Genomic DNA, 14,423 nt, shown 5'->3' on the forward strand with positions numbered 1-14,423 from the left:
CAGCCCCACGTTGAACTCCTGCGTGGCACTTGACAAACATTTAATTCTCACGGGATGCTAGCGCTAAGTATGGTCGAATCTCTCGTGGGGAACGTGCCGCTCTTGCTCCTGGTGGTGGGTCTCGTACTGATGGTGCTCGAGGCCATCTCACCGGGTGCCCACCTCATCGTCATCGGGATCGCGCTGGTCGGCGCGGGGTTGATCGGCGTGCTCTTCCCGGCCCCGCTTAGCCCGATAATTCTGGCGGGACTGACCCTCGTGATCGGGCTTGCAGCGGCCTACGTCTACAACCGCTTCGACTTCTACGGCGGCAAAGGGACGGCCCGAACCACGGACTCGGACTCGCTGTCCGGGGCGACCGGCTACGTCACCGAGACGGTCACGAACCGCAGCGGCGAGGTCAAACTCGAGGAGGGCGGGTTCGCCCCCTACTACAGCGCGCGAACGACAAGCGGGACGATCGAGGAAGGCGAGGAGGTCATCGTCATCGATCCCGGCGGCGGAAACGTGCTCACGGTCGAATCCCTCGACGCGATCGGCGAGGACGAGATCGATCGCGCGCTGGCACGAGACGCTCAACAGGACGACCGAGAACCCACGGACGGCGGCGACGAATCGACGACCGACGCCGAACCGGAGACCGAAACGGAGCGCTCGAGCTGATCCGTGGGATCATCACTCACATGTTGACGAAATAAGGGAACGCTTTTCTCCCCACCGCCGTAAGGCCGAAATATGGTGTTACAACTGTTCCCGATGCAAACGACCGGCGCAGCCGTGTTGCTCGTCGGTGCCATCGTCCTCGTCCTCGTGATCGCCGCGCTGCTGAGCGCGATCGAGATCGTCGACGCCTACGAGAAACGCGCCCTGACCGTCTTCGGCGAGTACCGCAAACTGCTCGAGCCGGGGATCAACTTCGTCCCGCCGTTCGTCTCGAACACGTACGCGTTCGATATGCGTACCCAGACCCTGGACGTGCCTCGGCAGGAAGCGATCACCCGCGACAACTCGCCGGTGACCGCCGACGCCGTCGTCTACATCAAGGTGATGGACGCCAAGAAGGCGTTCCTGCAGGTCGACGACTACAAGAAAGCCGTCTCGAACCTCGCCCAGACCACCCTGCGCGCCGTGCTGGGCGACATGGAACTGGACGACACGCTGAACAAGCGCCAAGAGATCAACGCCCGCATCCGCGAGGAACTCGACGAACCCACCGACGAGTGGGGCATTCGAGTGGAGTCGGTCGAGGTCCGCGAGGTCAACCCCTCGAAGGACGTCCAGCGCGCGATGGAGCAACAGACCTCCGCCGAGCGGAAACGCCGCGCGATGATCCTCGAGGCACAGGGTGAACGCCGCAGTGCCGTCGAGAAAGCGGAAGGTGACAAACAGAGCGAAATCATCCGCGCACAGGGTGAGAAACAGAGCCAGATCCTCGAGGCCCAGGGTGACTCGATCTCGACCGTGCTGCGTGCACGATCCGCCGAATCGATGGGCGAGCGCGCCATCATCGACAAGGGGATGGAGACGCTCGGCGACATCGGGCAGGGCGAGTCGACGACGTTCGTCATGCCCCAGGAACTCACCTCGCTGGTCGGCCGCTACGGCAAGCACCTCTCGGGCAGCGATGTCGAGGGGAACGGTACCGACCTCGAGAGCCGCGAATTCGACGACGAGACCCGCGAACTGATCGGGCTAGACGACATCGCCGAGATCATCGGCGAGATCGATCAGGAAGCGGACATGGACGTCGAAGCGATGGAACAGGAGGCCCAAGCGATCAAGGAAGGCAAGGATCCGGCGGATATCTCGGATCCGGACGAGGTCATCGAGGAGATGGACCAAGACTTCCAAGGCCAGACCGACGGCGGCACTGAGATGGCAGCCGACGAGGACGACGAGCCCTCCTCGAGCGACTGACTGTCTCCGTTCAGTCGCCGTCGATTCGTCTCGGTGCCATCGGTTTACGTCTTATTTCTCGCCCTATAATCGTCTGTACGTCGATTGTGCTCACTCTCGTCTCCATCGCCGCTCGAGGACACGTATTGGATCCCTAACCAGTAATAATCGGTGAACAAAGCGGAGCGAAACCTGTTTTACGTATCGCGCCCTTGGAGACAGTAGTAGGTATGACAGCACCCGATGGGGTCGACGACGAAAAACGAGCGACCCTGCGCCGATTTGCCGCCCTCGGTGCCGCCTCCCCGCTGGTTGGACGCTCCGATTCAGCGGCGGCTGACACGGGTGAAAGCGACGCGCGCGACGCCATCGCGGGCTATCTCTCCACGACGCCCGGCGCGCACTTCTCGAAGATCCGCGACGACTTACAACTCGGGACCGGCGAAACCCAACATCACCTGCGCCGGCTCGAGGAACTCGAGGCCATCGAGCGCTACCGCGACGGCGACTACAAGCGGTTCGTCACGGCCGGCCGGTTCGACGAGTTCGAGAAACGCGCACTCGGCTACCTCCGCCGGGAGACTCCACGCGGCATGCTGATCGAACTCCTCCTGAACTCGGACGCCACCGCGGGCGACCTCGCGACGGCCCTCGAGGTCTCCCCGCCGACGGTCAGTAAGTACGCCGGCGAACTCGAGGAGGCCGGACTGCTTTCCCGGGACGACGGCTACGCCGTCGAACGACCCGAGACGGTGCTCGTACTGGTCGTCCGCCACGCGGACTCCTTCGGCGACCGCGCGCGGACGCTCGCTCGAGACGCGGATCAGTTCCTCACGTACGAGGGCTAAGAGACTATTACTCGACGGTAAGACCGTATTACTCCGTCACGACGAGTCAGTCGACGAGACGAGCGACAGCAGTTCGGTCAGCGACTCGAGTTCGTGCGTCGCGTTCGCCGGTCGCTCTCGGTCGCGGTTGTGCGGCCGACGGAGGAACGCGGTCTCGAGGCCGGCCGCGCGCCCGGCGGTCACGTCTTTTTTCGAATCGCCGACGTAGATGCCGCTCGCGATGCCGAGGGCCTCGAGTGCCTCCTCGATGTAGGAGGGGTCGGGCTTGCGTCGCTCGTAGCCCTCGACCGTCGGGTCACGGCCGCGGACGACGTCGAAATCGAACCCGTAGTAGTCGACGACGAATTCGGCGGTCTCGTGGCGATTGTTGGTGACGAGTCCGGTCGTCGTCCGTTCGCCGAGGTCGCGAATCGCGTCGATATCGTCGTAGGTGCCGCGCTCGCCCGACCGAAGCCGCTCGTGGGTTCCGCTCGAGGCGTGTGCTTCCTTTCGGTCCCAGAACTCCGCGAGGTCGATCCCGAGGTCCTGACAGTGTCTCCGAATCCGTTCGTGGTCGTGATCCCTGAAATCGCGCCGCTGCGACGCCGTCGGGTCGACCTCCAGTTCGGCAAGCGCCGCGTCGGCGGCGTCGGCGTAGACCTGCGGGTGCGTTTGCGGTCCCTCGAGGATGACGCCGTCCATATCGAACAGTACTGCCGTCATGTCCCGATATTGAGGGCTCGCGATAGAAGAGCGTTCGCGTCGCTATCGGCTGCCGTTCGTCACTCGTTACGATCGGTAAACCGAGAGCAGAAACGGACCGCGCGACCGCAGTCGACTGTTACGCGTCGACTTTCCAGGTGGTACTCGACGAATACCCCCACTTCTCGATCTCGACGTCGTAGTCGCCCTCTTGAAGTGCGGTGATGTTCGAGCCGACCTCTTTTGCCGTCATGCCGAGCTCCTTGCCGATGAGGCGGGATTTGAAGTACGTCTTCGTCGCCGCGTTGTTCCGGAGGTACTCCAGAATCCGCTGTTGTTTGCTCGTGAGGTCGGGGGCCATTGCAGTGCTCATACACGGTCGGATGACAGGAACACCCTTAGGGGGTTTGGTACGTGCGGTTAACCCGCCCCCGTCGTGCGGTTTTCCCGGGGCGTAATGAGATACTAACCGGGTGGAAAGGTTTCGTTGGTACGTGCGGTTAATATATACCGGGCTCGGACTGTCGTTTGTTCGTGACGGTTTCCGGCCGACGGGATCGGAGCGGCGATTTCGACAGCCGTGACGGAAGCGGGACCCGTCACAGCGGCCGAGAGTCACGCGCCGGTGTCGTAATATCCTGTTACGAACGGTCCGAACGAAGACGCAACCGCCTCGCCTAACGCTCGCGTCCGGTTCGTCAGCCCGTCGGTGAGCGCACCCGCGGCCCCCTCCGCCTCGGCGACGTTCTCCGTTCCGAGCACGTCGTCCATGACTGGCCCCAGTTCCGCGCCGTCCGAGACCCGCTCGGCGACCCGGTCGGGAAGCCGAAGCGTCGGCCCGCCACCTCGCTCGAGTCGGTCGCCGTCGGTGACGGCTCCCCACATGATCAGGGACAGGCCCGGTGTCGCTCCAAGCCGAGCGACCCCGCCCTCGAGGCCGACACCGTAGTCGGCGTCGGTCGCCGCGAGCGCGCGCCGGGCGCGGTTCTCGGCACCGGACACGGTCTCCTCGAGCGATCGCGGCTGTTCGCTCACCCCGGAGTCGACGTCGACGGCGGTCACGGTCGGCTCGTACCGCTCGAGCGTGCGTTCGACCGCATCGATCTTGACCGGGTTCGTGCTGCCGACTGCGAGTTTCATACCGGGGCCTTCGCACGGAACGAAGTTGGGGCCTCCGTTTCCGGCTGTGGCGGTCGTCCTTCTCTGCTTTAATGTTTCCATTTATCATGCTCGTTCGCCTGAATTACCCGTTTTCGAGGGATCTGGGGCCGAGATTTCGAAACCATTAAACCTCGAGTCTCTGAACGTGAGAGGTAACGGATCCGTCCGGGCTTTTGCAATCGGTTCGGCCGGGCAGCAATCGCCATCGTATGACTAACGCACCATCGAACACGAGAGTACGACGTAGCGAACCCGAAACGAACGAACAGGAGACCGAGAGCGAGGAAGAGCAGGATCTGGTCTGTCCCGAGTGTGCCGGCAACCTCGTCGTCGACGACGAGCACGGCGAGACCGTCTGTGAGGACTGCGGACTGGTCGTCGAGGAGGACTCCGTCGACCGCGGCCCCGAGTGGCGAGCCTTCGACGCCGCCGAGAAGAACGAGAAGTCCCGCGTGGGCGCACCCACGACGAACACGATGCACGACAAGGGGCTCTCGACGAACATCGACTGGCGAAATAAGGACGCCTACGGCAACTCGCTCGGCTCCCGCCAGCGCGAGAAGATGCAGCGCCTGCGCAAGTGGAACGAGCGCTTCCGCACCCGCGACTCCAAGGAGCGCAACCTGAAACAGGCACTGGGTGAGATCGACCGGATGGCCTCCGCGCTGGGCCTCCCGACGAACGTCCGCGAGACCGCGTCGGTCATCTACCGCCGCGCGCTCGACGAGGACCTGCTGCCGGGCCGCTCCATCGAGGGCGTCTCGACGGCCTGTGTCTACGCCGCCGCCCGACAGGCCGGCGTCCCCCGGAGCCTCGACGAGATCGCCGACGTCTCCCGCGTCGAGAAAAACGAGATCGCGCGCACCTACCGCTACGTGGTCCGCGAACTGGGCCTCGAGGTCCAGCCGGCCGACCCCGAGAGCTACGTCCCCCGCTTCGCCTCGGGACTCGAGCTCTCCGACGAGGCCGAACACCGTGCGCGGAGCCTGCTCCAGAACGCCAAGGAGAAGGGCGTCCACAGCGGCAAGTCGCCGGTCGGCCTCGCGGCCGCCGCGGTCTACGCTGCCGCGCTCCTGACCAACGAGAAGACCACGCAGGCCGCCGTCAGCGACGTCGCCGACATCTCCGAAGTGACGATTCGGAACCGCTATCACGAGCTCCTTGAGGCCGAGGAGACCATCGGGATGGCATAACGCGGTTCTCGACGGACTACAGCTGCCGAAACGATACCGTTTTTGTCGCTCTCGCTCCCACTGGTAGCCAATGGGCTTGACTTTCGACTCGTTCGTGCTCACGGCCGCGACGGCGACGCTCGCCGACGAACCCGCGGCCCGCGAGCACGCGGACGCGATCGAATTCCGAATGGACCTGGCCGACGAGCCGCTGGCCGCGCTCGAGGCCTACGAGGGCGAGTTGCCGATCATCGCGACGAATCGCGCCGACTGGGAAGGCGGAGACGCAACCGACGACGGCCGACTCGAGGCGCTGGCGGGGGCGACCGCGTTCGATGCCGTCGCGGCCATCGACGTCGAACTCGAGTCGATCCTCGAGGGGGACGCCGAGGACGTCCTCGAGACGGCTCGCGATCGCGACGTGTCGATCATCGCGTCGGCCCACGACTTCGACGGAACACCGGCTCGCAAAGAGATGGTTCGAACGCTGACCGAGGCGGGCAAGTACGCCGACGTGGCGAAACTGGCGGTGACCGCCCAGTCGACGGCGGACGCGCTCGCGCTCCTGTCCGCGACCGAGCAGCTGACCACCCACGGCGACGCGGTCGCCACGATGGCGATGGGCGAAGTCGGCAGCCACACGCGCGCGGTGGCTCCGGTCTACGGCTCGAAGATCGGCTACGCGCCCGTGGACCCGTCGGAGGCGACCGCGCCGGGCCAGTACGACCTCGAGACGCTCGCCGAACTGGTCGCACGACTCGACTGAGCTGAAAAACAACGAGAATCGGAATGTTAAGGGCAGGGGGTCCCTACATCCTCACGTACAATGACATGGCTCCGTGCGCTTCTCGCCGCCGGTCTCTCCGTGATCATGCCCGGCGCGGGTCACGTTCTCATCCGGGACTGGCTCCGCGCCGCCGCGTTCGCGGGTCTTTTCGTGTCGGCGAGCGCCCTCTTTCTTCCGATCGACCAGCTGACGGCCGCCGGACCGGTAACGAGCGTCGATGATATCACCGCGTACGCGGATATCATGGCCGCGGAGACCGACGCGATAGCGCAGTTCCTCCTCTCGTTTATCGCCCTGTTCGCCGCGATCGACGCGACGTTCCGCGCGCTCGGCCACCCGGCCGTCGGGGCCGACGCCGCGGAGGGGCCGACCTGTCCCGAGTGTGGCAAAGAAATCGACGCGGACCTCGAGTTCTGTCACTGGTGTACGACGCGCCTCGAGCCCGTCGACCCCGAGGCGGAGACGAACGATCTCTGAAGCGAGCGACTGATTCGCACGTCGACGTTCGGATTCGGTGCCGGTCTCGGGTGCCGTTCCGTACCGATTCCGCGACGCTACTTCTCGATGATGCTCTCTTCGACGGGTTCGCCGAAGTGGCGGGCCGTGTTCTCGGCGTACAGCAGGATCTCGTCGCCGGCCTCGAGGTCCGTCACGGCCTTGCGGCCCTCTTCTGCGGCGACCTTGATCGTCTCGGCGTTCTGGAGCAGCGTCTCGACGCGGTCGCCGTCCTCGGTCTCGAGGGCGATCCGGAACATCGGCCGCTGCTCGATCTTGACCCGGCCGACGATGGCCTCGCGGGTGTTGCCGTCGGTGTCGACGACTTGTACTTCGTCGCCGCTCTGGAGTTCCGAGAGGTACTTCGTGCCGCCGTCGGGGGTCCGGACGTAGGCGTGGACCGCGCCCGCGTTGACTCTAAAGGGCCGCGAGGCGACGTAGGGCGACTCGGCGGTCTCGGCGTGGACGAAGACCAGTCCGCGGGACATCGACCCGACGAGCATTCCCTCGTCGTGCTCGAGGAGGCTACCGGTGTCGACACAGACCCGGTCGGCGCTGCCGGCGCGCTCGATGTCGAGCACTTCGGCGTACTCCAGCTCGAGGCGCTCGCGTGCGGCCTGGTCGCGCATCTCGACGGTCTTGCGGATCTCGTCGGGATCGCCGGAGTCGAGCAGGACGGCGTCGGACCCGATCTCGAGGGTTTCGAAGGCCGTCTTGGCTTCCTCGGCGCTGGTGACGCCCGCGACGAGGTCGGTCTCGTCGCCGATGCGGGCGATCAGGTTCTCGAGGGGGATGATCGTCCAGTCCTCGCCGACGACGATCGTGTGGTCGGCTTCCTCGGCGGCGGTCTCGGCGAAGCGCTCGTACTCCTTGCCGAGGATGCGGACGTACGCGCCGCGCTCGAAGTCGCCGTTCCGGCGCAGCGTCGAGAGGTCCGCCGACCCCGAGAAGTCCTCGGGCAGGTCGATCGTGGCGTCGCCCTCGCCCGCTTTCCCGACGACGATCGCGTCCGCCTGCGCGTCCGACTCCGCGTCGTCGCTCGCGCCGCCGGCCTCGGCGTCGTCGATGTCGTCGACGAGCGTTACGTCCCCGTCGGTCCGGAACGCGGCGACGTTGATATCGCCGAGTTCCCGAACGCGGGACACGTCGTCCTCGTCGACCAGTACCCAGTCTGCACCCGCCTCGAGTGCGGCGGTGATCCGCGCCCGGCGGTCGTCCCAGTCACCGACTGTATCGTCGGCTTTTACCCAGACAGCTCGCGTCATAAATCGACCCTCGGAGGGAACCGGCTTGAACGTGGCGAATCGGGCAGGAACGTCAGACAGACCGATCGATATCGGAACAGCGGCCGTTGTTCCGATCCCGTCTTCGAGTCCAGTACCGTCGTAACTGCTAGTACTGTTCGAATAGTTATGATAGTATTGTGGGTAACGATAGTAACGATAGTTAGAATACTTTCTCGGAAGTTGATAATAACCGTCCGAACGAATGTTCTGGTATGGGTCAGCGCCACCTCGACGACGCCGAACTGACGATCGACTGCGCCGCCCACCGGCTCGAGGTGGAACCCGCGGCCGAGATCGCCCGCGCGGCGTTCGAGCACGCGGGCGAGTTGGCGGTCCTCGAGTACGGCCGACCGGCGACCGTACTGGGTGCCGTCCGGCTCGCGTGTCGGCGCACGGACGTCACCGAACCCGCCCTCGAGCGGCTCGAGGACGCGTTCGACATCGCTCCGGATCGAGTCGTCGCGGCCGACGAACTGCTAACGCAGTACCTGACGCCGCCCGCCGACGACGCCGAGATCCGCTCGCTGCGCCGAACGCTCATCGCGGCACAGGAAGTACTGGCCGCGGTCGAGCGCGGCCGCGGCGCTGGCCCCGAGCTCCCGGGCTCGCACCTCGCTGACGCCGCGCCCTTCCTGCTCGCGCGGGCGAGCAGCCACCTCGATTCCCGCACCGACCGCGAGTTCCCGGGACTCGAGGCGGCGGCGCTTCGCGACCACATCGAGCGCCTCGAGGCCGACCTCGAGCTGGCTCGACTGGGAACGGAACTGTACGCGCGGGTCTACGACGAGCACTGAACCGCCGTCGGCCCACGTCTGCTGACGGCACCCCTCCGTTGATTGCTCCCCGACTGACGCCGTCCCCTCCGCTGACGTCGCCCCTCCGACCGCCCCACCGCTGACGTTCACCCCTCCGTTGACGCCGTTCCACCACCGATACCGCCGTCCGCGACACCGCTATCGTGTCTCGCCGGCCTCGTCCATGAGCTTGTGTCGGAACGCCCGGTAGGCGTTTTCGCCCCGTTCGGTCAACTCGACGACGCGCCGGCGGCCGACCGACTCGATCGTCACGTAGCCGTCCTCGGCGAGCGGCTCGAGGACGTGGGTGTCGAGGACCCGAAACGCGCCCTTGTCCTCGCCGGAGCGCTCGTCCGGCGACCGTCGATCGGCCATGAAGGCGAGTTCCTGCTCTCGAGCGTACTCGATGAGGTCCTTCTTTTTCGGCGGTGCCGTCCGGTCGTCGTGAAAGCCGTCCCACGCGGCCGGATCGGCGAGGAACTCCATGATCGCGACCTGCTCGCGCGTCGGCGACTCGATGGGATAGGTCGGCACCTCTTCCATCTCGTCGAGGCCGAACGAGCCGGGTTCGGCCGTCCCGTCGTGGGCGTACTCCGACGGCTCGACGTAGTAGGCGTGGGCGTCCGTCGAGACGTCCATACACGCGATCGTCGCCCCGATCGCCGGAATCGTGCCGGCCCCGGAGACGTTGACGTACACCTGATCCTCGGCGTGGATATCGGCGATCGTCGTCACGTCGCCGAGGACGGCGTACACGTCCGTCAGATCGCACGCTCTGGTCCGCACCTCGGGGACGATCGACTCGAGTTCCTCGCGTAACTCGTCGTGATAGTCGGCGGCCGCGGTCGCGTTTCGCTCCCCGCGTCCGTCCTCCCCGTCCTGTTCGCCGTCGGTCTCCCCATCGCCTGCGCTGTCGTCCTCGAGCAGGTAGACCAGATCCGCCCGCTGGGTCCGGATCGGCTCGAGGATCCGATCGAACTCGTAGCCCAACGGCACGACGTGAACTCGCTTGACGACCTCCATACGCCGAGAGGCGTGTCAGCAAAAATAACTGCTGCGGAATCGGGAGTGGCCGCTCGAGCCGAAACCGCCCCCGGTCAACTGCCGAGTGTCGGCCATCCGGCCAAACCACCGCCGGGCGGGACTGAAAGGGGCGACGGGGCTCGGGGACGGCGGACGACGCAAGCACTGGAGCGAGCGAACGACGTGAGCGAGTGAAGCGCGCAGCGAGTCCTCCGACTCGAGCCACGTCGGGGCTTTCGGGCTGTTCTCAGCAGCGACACCGAAACTAGTTCGAATGGATCCACCACATCGGCGAAACGTTGAGAACGCCCGCGCTCGTACAACGATGCAGATGGCCGCCTACGACGCGATCTGTTTCGATCTCGATAGCACACTCTGCGAGCCGACCCAGGACGCCGCGACCCTGCTCGAGTCCGCCTTCGAACGCGCCGGCTGCGAGCAGTTCTGTACGCCCGCGGAACTGCGGGCCGCCGTGCCTCATCTGCCGACCGCCGAGACCGATCGCGAGTTCTACGAGCACCTCTTTACCGAAGTCGCACAGCGAGCCGGCGTCGCTCCCGATATCGCGCCGACGCTCGCAGCCGAATACCTCGCGGTGCAGGACCCGACCGCCGTCAGATTTCGACCCGGCGCGAAAGCGGCGCTCGAGCACGCTCGCGACCGAAGTCGGGTCGGGCTCATCACCAACGGCGGTCGGAAAACACAGACACAGAAACTCCGGGCGTTGGGAATCGAGGACGCCTTCGACGTGCGGGTGTTCACGGAGCCGAGCGCGGGGATCCTGCCGAAACCGAACGCGGCACCCTTCGAACGCGCGCTCGGTGAGCTCGAGGTCGCGCCGGACGCGGCGATTCACGTCGGGGACTCGCTCCACGCCGACATCGCGGGCGCCAACGCGATGGGGATCGATTCGGCGTGGCTCGATACCGGGCGCGACGACGGGCCCAGCGAGCACGTGCCGACCTACGAACTCGCGTCGCTCGAGGCGTTCGAGACGATCGTCTAAGTCCGCCAAGCGAACCGATTGCCGGGCTGTCCGCCCTACTCATCGGGCAGCAGATCGGTGTGCACCACGGCGCGATACTGGGTATCGGTCCCCTCCTCGAGTCGCTTGAGCAGGGCCGCCGCGTTCGGAAAGCTCTCGGGGAGGTCGAACGCGTCGGCCTCGTCCTCGTCGCGTTGCTTGCAGAGTTTGACGAACGCCACCAGCGCGTCGTAGGTGTTCGGCCGGGCGTAGACCACGCCGATATCGCGCTCGAGGGAGTCGCGCCACGACTCGATCACCGGTTCCGCCGCGTTCCGGGGCCGTCGCATCCGCTCGGCGAGTTCGTCCGTGTCGATATCGGGTCCGCCCTCGCCGGTCAGTCCCTCGAAGGCCGCCTCCAGATCGTCGGCCTCCGCCTCGAGGGCCGGCGCTTCGGCTTCGGCCTCGAGCAACTCGGCGAACGCCTCGACCTCCTCGCGACGGACCGCGACGGGGTAGACGAAGTCGTGCGTGTCCTTCGGCAGGGTGTACGACGTCGCCTCGACGCCCTGCTCGCCGGGTCCGGACTTGCCCAGCATCAGATCGAGTATTCCCATACCCGAAACAGGTATGGTGAGGCGAATAAGTGTTCCGCGCTCGACTCGAGTGGGTCGCGATCGACGCGTCCTACCAGTCCTCTCCGAGCGCCGCCTTCGCGCCGCCGTAGCCGCTCGCGGTCGTCCACGTTCGGCCGCTTTCCGTATGCTCGACCTCGTAGGAACCGCCACAGCCCCCACACCGGTACTGGTCCGGCGACTTCACCGGTTTCGACGCGCGGTGGCGCTTCGCCCGCCAGTCGCAGTCGGCCGCGAGACACCGAAGGACGTACCGCGGCCGCGCGAACGCCTCGCAGTAACGCGGGGCCTCGAGCGCCGCGGCCCGCTCGCGAAACCGGTCGCCGTGGCCGGACTCGCCGAACTGCTGGAACTCCCACGCGTGGACGAGCTCGTGGCGGACGATCCCCGCGAAGTCGGGCCAGTCGTACCGTTCGTAGGCCCGCCGCGCGAGCACGATCGTCGCCACTTCGCGGTCGGCGTGCCAGCGACAGAGGCCCGCGCGACGGCGCGCTCGCGCCGAGACGTCCCACTCGAGGGATGCGAGATCGATCGCCAGTTCGTGCTCATCGACGACCTCGCGGGCGTGAATCCGCGCCCGGGCGACGATTTCGTCCGCGAGCGTTAGTTCCTCGCCGTCGGTCACGGCCTCGAGGAGGGAGCGTGCCGCCGAAATTCTTCCGATCGACCCGCTCCGAGACGTGGGGCAAACTACGACGAATCACCGCGTCATTATTAACATATCTGCAAATACTTGCTAAGATTAGCATAGAAATCATCGCCTTATAGCAGCCGATTTAATAAGTCGGGTCCACTGAGTTCGACCTACGATGAGTCGCAACGAGTCGGCACACCCCCACGACGACTCACACGCCCGCGATGGCCACGGCCACAGCCACGATCACGGACACGGCCACGGCGGGGAGTCGACGAGCAGTCGCAAGCTCGCCGCCGTCTCGCTGATCAACGTCGTCGGCTTCCTCGTCGAACTCGCGGGCGGGCTGGCGTTCGGGTCCGTCGCGCTCATCAGCGACGCAGTCCACATGCTGTTCGATGCGCTCGCGTACGTGATGGCCTTCTCCGCCGCCCACGTCGCCGAACGCTACGGCGAGGACGACCGCTGGTCCTATGGTCTCCACCGCCTCGAGCCCTTCGCCGCCTTCCTCAACGGCCTGTTGCTCCTGCCGATGGTCGGGTTCATCCTCTGGGAATCCTATCAGCGATTCCTCGAGCCGGTCGCCATCGGTGCCGGGCCGACGATCGCAATCGCGCTGGGCGGCCTGCTGGTCAACCTCGGCTCAGTGTACGTGCTCCACGGCGACGCGATGAGTCTCAACGAGAAGGGAGCGTTCTATCACCTGCTCGGCGACGCCGGCGGCTCGGTCGCCGTCATCGTCTCCGTGGTCGCCATCGAACTGACCGGCATCCGCGTGATCGACCCGATCGCCGCGGCGCTCATCGCTGCCGTCGTCACGTGGTCCGCGATCACGGTCTTGCGCGGCAGCGGCGAGATCTTCTTCCTCAAGACGCCGCTCGAGACCGACGACATTCGATCGCATCTCACCGAAATCGACGGCGTCGACCGGGTGGACGACTTCCACGCGTGGCAGATCTGCAGCCAGATCACGGTCGCGACGGTCCACGTCGAAACGGGCGTCGAGACGATGGCCGAAGCCGACGCGGTCGTCGGCCGCGTCCACGATGAACTCGCCGGCCACGGCGTCGATCACGCCACCGTCGAGCTCTCCCCGCGCTACGCCGATCGCGACGTGCATCTCGACACGCACTGTCACTGAGCGTCGGCCGCCGACGGGATGAATGGTGCCTGCTCGGTACAGAACGCAGCCGACGCTGTGGCAGTCCAAGCTAAACGCGACGAGAGAGAATCCGAGAATTAGGCCTCGAGCGCCAGTCCCGCTTCGGCCAGCGCCTCGTCGGTCGAAAGGTCGTCGTGGACGACGCCGGCAACCGCTCGCGCGATGGCCTCTGGGTTCTCGTGCTGGAAGATCGAGCGACCCATGGAGATCCCGGCACCGCCGGCGTCCATCACGCCGCGGACCATATCGATCGTCTCGCGGTCGGTGCCCCGCGAGCCGCCGGCGATGACGACCGGGAGCCGGGTCGACTCGACGACGTGCCGGAAGCTCTCGGCGTCGCCGCTGTAGCCGGTCTTGACGATGTCAGCGCCGAGTTCCTCGGCGAGTCGAACCGCGTGGCCGAGCGCTTCGGGGTCCTCGGGATCGACGCCGGGGCCGCGGGCGTAGGCCATCGCGAGCACCGGAATGCCGAAGCGCTCGGCGGTCTCGGTGACCTCCGAGAGCTGACTGATCTGGTCCGGTTCGTGGTTCGAGCCGACGTTGATGTGGAAGGAGACGGCGTCGGCACCGACCCGGATGGCTTCCTCGACGGTGCCCGTCATCCGCTTGTCCTCTTCGTCGGGTCCGATCGTGGTCGAACCGTTGAGGTGGACGATGTAGCCCTTGTCGTTCTTGTTCTCGTGGACGCGGGGCGCGATCCCCTTCTGCGTGAGGACCGCGTCCGCACCGCCGCTGGTCACGCCGTCGATCGTCGATTCGATATCTTTCAGTCCCTGAACGGCACCCATCGTGACGCCGTGGTCCATGGGGACGATCACGTACGATCCGTCTGTCCCGATTCGTTCGAGTCGTGCGTCGATTCCTGTAGTCATTGCGGGAGTGTAG

17 protein-coding genes are annotated in these 14,423 nt (G+C 65.9%); 9 read left to right on the plus strand and 8 right to left on the minus strand.

Annotated elements, in window-relative coordinates; genetic code table 11:
- Window positions 1-69 precede the first annotated feature (69 nt).
- The 3 genes from ACT4ML_RS05645 (at window position 70) to ACT4ML_RS05655 (ending at window position 2,744) form a co-directional block, all read left to right on the plus strand.
- Window positions 70-663 carry an NfeD family protein gene (locus ACT4ML_RS05645; RefSeq protein WP_444719985.1) on the plus strand — a complete coding sequence of 198 codons (594 nt, stop codon included), beginning with the start codon at window positions 70-72 and terminating at the stop codon, window positions 661-663.
- A 72-nt stretch (window positions 664-735) separates the two neighbouring features.
- Complete coding sequence (locus ACT4ML_RS05650) at window positions 736-1,917, plus strand: SPFH domain-containing protein (RefSeq protein ID WP_444719986.1); 1,182 nt, start codon at window positions 736-738, stop codon at window positions 1,915-1,917.
- Between the two features lie 209 nt (window positions 1,918-2,126).
- A complete protein-coding gene (locus tag ACT4ML_RS05655) occupies window positions 2,127-2,744 on the plus strand; it encodes a winged helix-turn-helix transcriptional regulator (protein ID WP_444719987.1) in 618 nt (205 codons plus the stop codon).
- A gap of 36 nt (window positions 2,745-2,780) precedes the next feature.
- On the opposite strand, the gene ACT4ML_RS05660 is transcribed toward ACT4ML_RS05655, so the two are convergent.
- The 3 genes from ACT4ML_RS05660 to yjjX form a co-directional block, all read right to left on the minus strand.
- Window positions 2,781-3,446 (minus strand): HAD family hydrolase, encoded by a 666-nt coding sequence (locus ACT4ML_RS05660; protein WP_444719988.1) that lies wholly within the window; start codon window positions 3,444-3,446, stop codon window positions 2,781-2,783.
- Between the two features lie 118 nt (window positions 3,447-3,564).
- Window positions 3,565-3,786, minus strand: a complete 222-nt coding sequence (locus ACT4ML_RS05665) for a DUF7123 family protein (protein ID WP_006429128.1) — start codon at window positions 3,784-3,786, stop codon at window positions 3,565-3,567.
- Window positions 3,787-4,040: 254 nt separating this feature from the next.
- Entirely contained in the window at window positions 4,041-4,565 is a 525-nt protein-coding gene (yjjX, locus tag ACT4ML_RS05670; protein WP_444719989.1) for an inosine/xanthosine triphosphatase, read from the minus strand.
- Window positions 4,566-4,795: 230 nt separating this feature from the next.
- Between yjjX and ACT4ML_RS05675 the strand changes: the two genes are divergently transcribed.
- The 3 genes from ACT4ML_RS05675 to ACT4ML_RS05685 all read left to right on the plus strand — a co-directional run bounded on the left by ACT4ML_RS05675 (window position 4,796) and on the right by ACT4ML_RS05685 (window position 7,022).
- Window positions 4,796-5,779, plus strand: a complete 984-nt coding sequence (locus ACT4ML_RS05675) for a transcription initiation factor IIB (protein WP_444719990.1) — start codon at window positions 4,796-4,798, stop codon at window positions 5,777-5,779.
- A 70-nt stretch (window positions 5,780-5,849) separates the two neighbouring features.
- On the plus strand, window positions 5,850-6,524 hold the full coding sequence (locus ACT4ML_RS05680) for a type I 3-dehydroquinate dehydratase (protein WP_444719991.1): 675 nt from the start codon (window positions 5,850-5,852) through the stop codon (window positions 6,522-6,524).
- A gap of 60 nt (window positions 6,525-6,584) precedes the next feature.
- Window positions 6,585-7,022 (plus strand): DUF7575 domain-containing protein, encoded by a 438-nt coding sequence (locus ACT4ML_RS05685; RefSeq protein WP_444719992.1) that lies wholly within the window; start codon window positions 6,585-6,587, stop codon window positions 7,020-7,022.
- 77 nt (window positions 7,023-7,099) lie between these two features.
- On the opposite strand, the gene ACT4ML_RS05690 is transcribed toward ACT4ML_RS05685, so the two are convergent.
- Window positions 7,100-8,305, minus strand: coding sequence for a 3-dehydroquinate synthase II (locus ACT4ML_RS05690; protein WP_444719993.1), 1,206 nt, complete (start codon window positions 8,303-8,305; stop codon window positions 7,100-7,102).
- Between the two features lie 233 nt (window positions 8,306-8,538).
- Between ACT4ML_RS05690 and ACT4ML_RS05695 the strand changes: the two genes are divergently transcribed.
- A complete protein-coding gene (locus ACT4ML_RS05695; protein WP_444719994.1) occupies window positions 8,539-9,120 on the plus strand; it encodes a hypothetical protein in 582 nt (193 codons plus the stop codon).
- Between the two features lie 159 nt (window positions 9,121-9,279).
- Here ACT4ML_RS05695 and ACT4ML_RS05700 read toward each other — a convergent pair whose 3' ends face one another.
- Window positions 9,280-10,143, minus strand: a complete 864-nt coding sequence (locus ACT4ML_RS05700) for an HFX_2341 family transcriptional regulator domain-containing protein (protein ID WP_444719995.1) — start codon at window positions 10,141-10,143, stop codon at window positions 9,280-9,282.
- A 331-nt stretch (window positions 10,144-10,474) separates the two neighbouring features.
- Here ACT4ML_RS05700 and ACT4ML_RS05705 point away from each other — a divergent pair, with 331 nt between their 5' ends.
- A complete protein-coding gene (locus tag ACT4ML_RS05705) occupies window positions 10,475-11,149 on the plus strand; it encodes an HAD family hydrolase (protein WP_138246195.1) in 675 nt (224 codons plus the stop codon).
- 35 nt (window positions 11,150-11,184) lie between these two features.
- Here ACT4ML_RS05705 and ACT4ML_RS05710 read toward each other — a convergent pair whose 3' ends face one another.
- Both ACT4ML_RS05710 and ACT4ML_RS05715 read right to left on the minus strand, forming a co-directional pair.
- Complete coding sequence (locus ACT4ML_RS05710; RefSeq protein WP_444719996.1) at window positions 11,185-11,724, minus strand: hypothetical protein; 540 nt, start codon at window positions 11,722-11,724, stop codon at window positions 11,185-11,187.
- Between the two features lie 70 nt (window positions 11,725-11,794).
- On the minus strand, window positions 11,795-12,367 hold the full coding sequence (locus tag ACT4ML_RS05715; protein WP_138246194.1) for a SprT family zinc-dependent metalloprotease: 573 nt from the start codon (window positions 12,365-12,367) through the stop codon (window positions 11,795-11,797).
- A gap of 184 nt (window positions 12,368-12,551) precedes the next feature.
- Here ACT4ML_RS05715 and ACT4ML_RS05720 point away from each other — a divergent pair, with 184 nt between their 5' ends.
- Entirely contained in the window at window positions 12,552-13,517 is a 966-nt protein-coding gene (locus tag ACT4ML_RS05720; protein ID WP_444719997.1) for a cation diffusion facilitator family transporter, read from the plus strand.
- Window positions 13,518-13,615: 98 nt separating this feature from the next.
- Here ACT4ML_RS05720 and ACT4ML_RS05725 read toward each other — a convergent pair whose 3' ends face one another.
- Window positions 13,616-14,410, minus strand: coding sequence for a 2-amino-3,7-dideoxy-D-threo-hept-6-ulosonate synthase (locus ACT4ML_RS05725; RefSeq protein ID WP_444719998.1), 795 nt, complete (start codon window positions 14,408-14,410; stop codon window positions 13,616-13,618).
- Window positions 14,411-14,423 lie beyond the last annotated feature (13 nt).

Origin of the sequence: Natrinema sp. LN54 (genome assembly GCF_052439245.1) — an archaeon.
Taxonomy (GTDB): Archaea; Halobacteriota; Halobacteria; order Halobacteriales; family Natrialbaceae; genus Natrinema; species Natrinema versiforme_A.

Bases quoted from the DNA above. Each gene is read 5' to 3' on its own strand.
- ACT4ML_RS05685 (WP_444719992.1), top strand. From the start codon at position 6,585: ATGACATGGCTCCGTGCGCTTCTCGCCGCCGGTCTCTCCGTGATCATG.
- ACT4ML_RS05665 (WP_006429128.1), bottom strand. From the start codon at position 3,786: ATGGCCCCCGACCTCACGAGCAAACAACAGCGGATTCTGGAGTACCTC.
- ACT4ML_RS05720 (WP_444719997.1), top strand. From the start codon at position 12,552: ATGAGTCGCAACGAGTCGGCACACCCCCACGACGACTCACACGCCCGC.
- ACT4ML_RS05645 (WP_444719985.1), top strand. From the start codon at position 70: ATGGTCGAATCTCTCGTGGGGAACGTGCCGCTCTTGCTCCTGGTGGTG.
- ACT4ML_RS05675 (WP_444719990.1), top strand. From the start codon at position 4,796: ATGACTAACGCACCATCGAACACGAGAGTACGACGTAGCGAACCCGAA.
- ACT4ML_RS05725 (WP_444719998.1), bottom strand. From the start codon at position 14,410: ATGACTACAGGAATCGACGCACGACTCGAACGAATCGGGACAGACGGA.
- ACT4ML_RS05710 (WP_444719996.1), bottom strand. From the start codon at position 11,724: ATGGGAATACTCGATCTGATGCTGGGCAAGTCCGGACCCGGCGAGCAG.
- ACT4ML_RS05690 (WP_444719993.1), bottom strand. From the start codon at position 8,305: ATGACGCGAGCTGTCTGGGTAAAAGCCGACGATACAGTCGGTGACTGG.
- ACT4ML_RS05650 (WP_444719986.1), top strand. From the start codon at position 736: ATGGTGTTACAACTGTTCCCGATGCAAACGACCGGCGCAGCCGTGTTG.
- yjjX (WP_444719989.1), bottom strand. From the start codon at position 4,565: ATGAAACTCGCAGTCGGCAGCACGAACCCGGTCAAGATCGATGCGGTC.
- ACT4ML_RS05655 (WP_444719987.1), top strand. From the start codon at position 2,127: ATGACAGCACCCGATGGGGTCGACGACGAAAAACGAGCGACCCTGCGC.
- ACT4ML_RS05660 (WP_444719988.1), bottom strand. From the start codon at position 3,446: ATGACGGCAGTACTGTTCGATATGGACGGCGTCATCCTCGAGGGACCG.
- ACT4ML_RS05695 (WP_444719994.1), top strand. From the start codon at position 8,539: ATGGGTCAGCGCCACCTCGACGACGCCGAACTGACGATCGACTGCGCC.
- ACT4ML_RS05700 (WP_444719995.1), bottom strand. From the start codon at position 10,143: ATGGAGGTCGTCAAGCGAGTTCACGTCGTGCCGTTGGGCTACGAGTTC.
- ACT4ML_RS05705 (WP_138246195.1), top strand. From the start codon at position 10,475: ATGGCCGCCTACGACGCGATCTGTTTCGATCTCGATAGCACACTCTGC.
- ACT4ML_RS05680 (WP_444719991.1), top strand. From the start codon at position 5,850: ATGGGCTTGACTTTCGACTCGTTCGTGCTCACGGCCGCGACGGCGACG.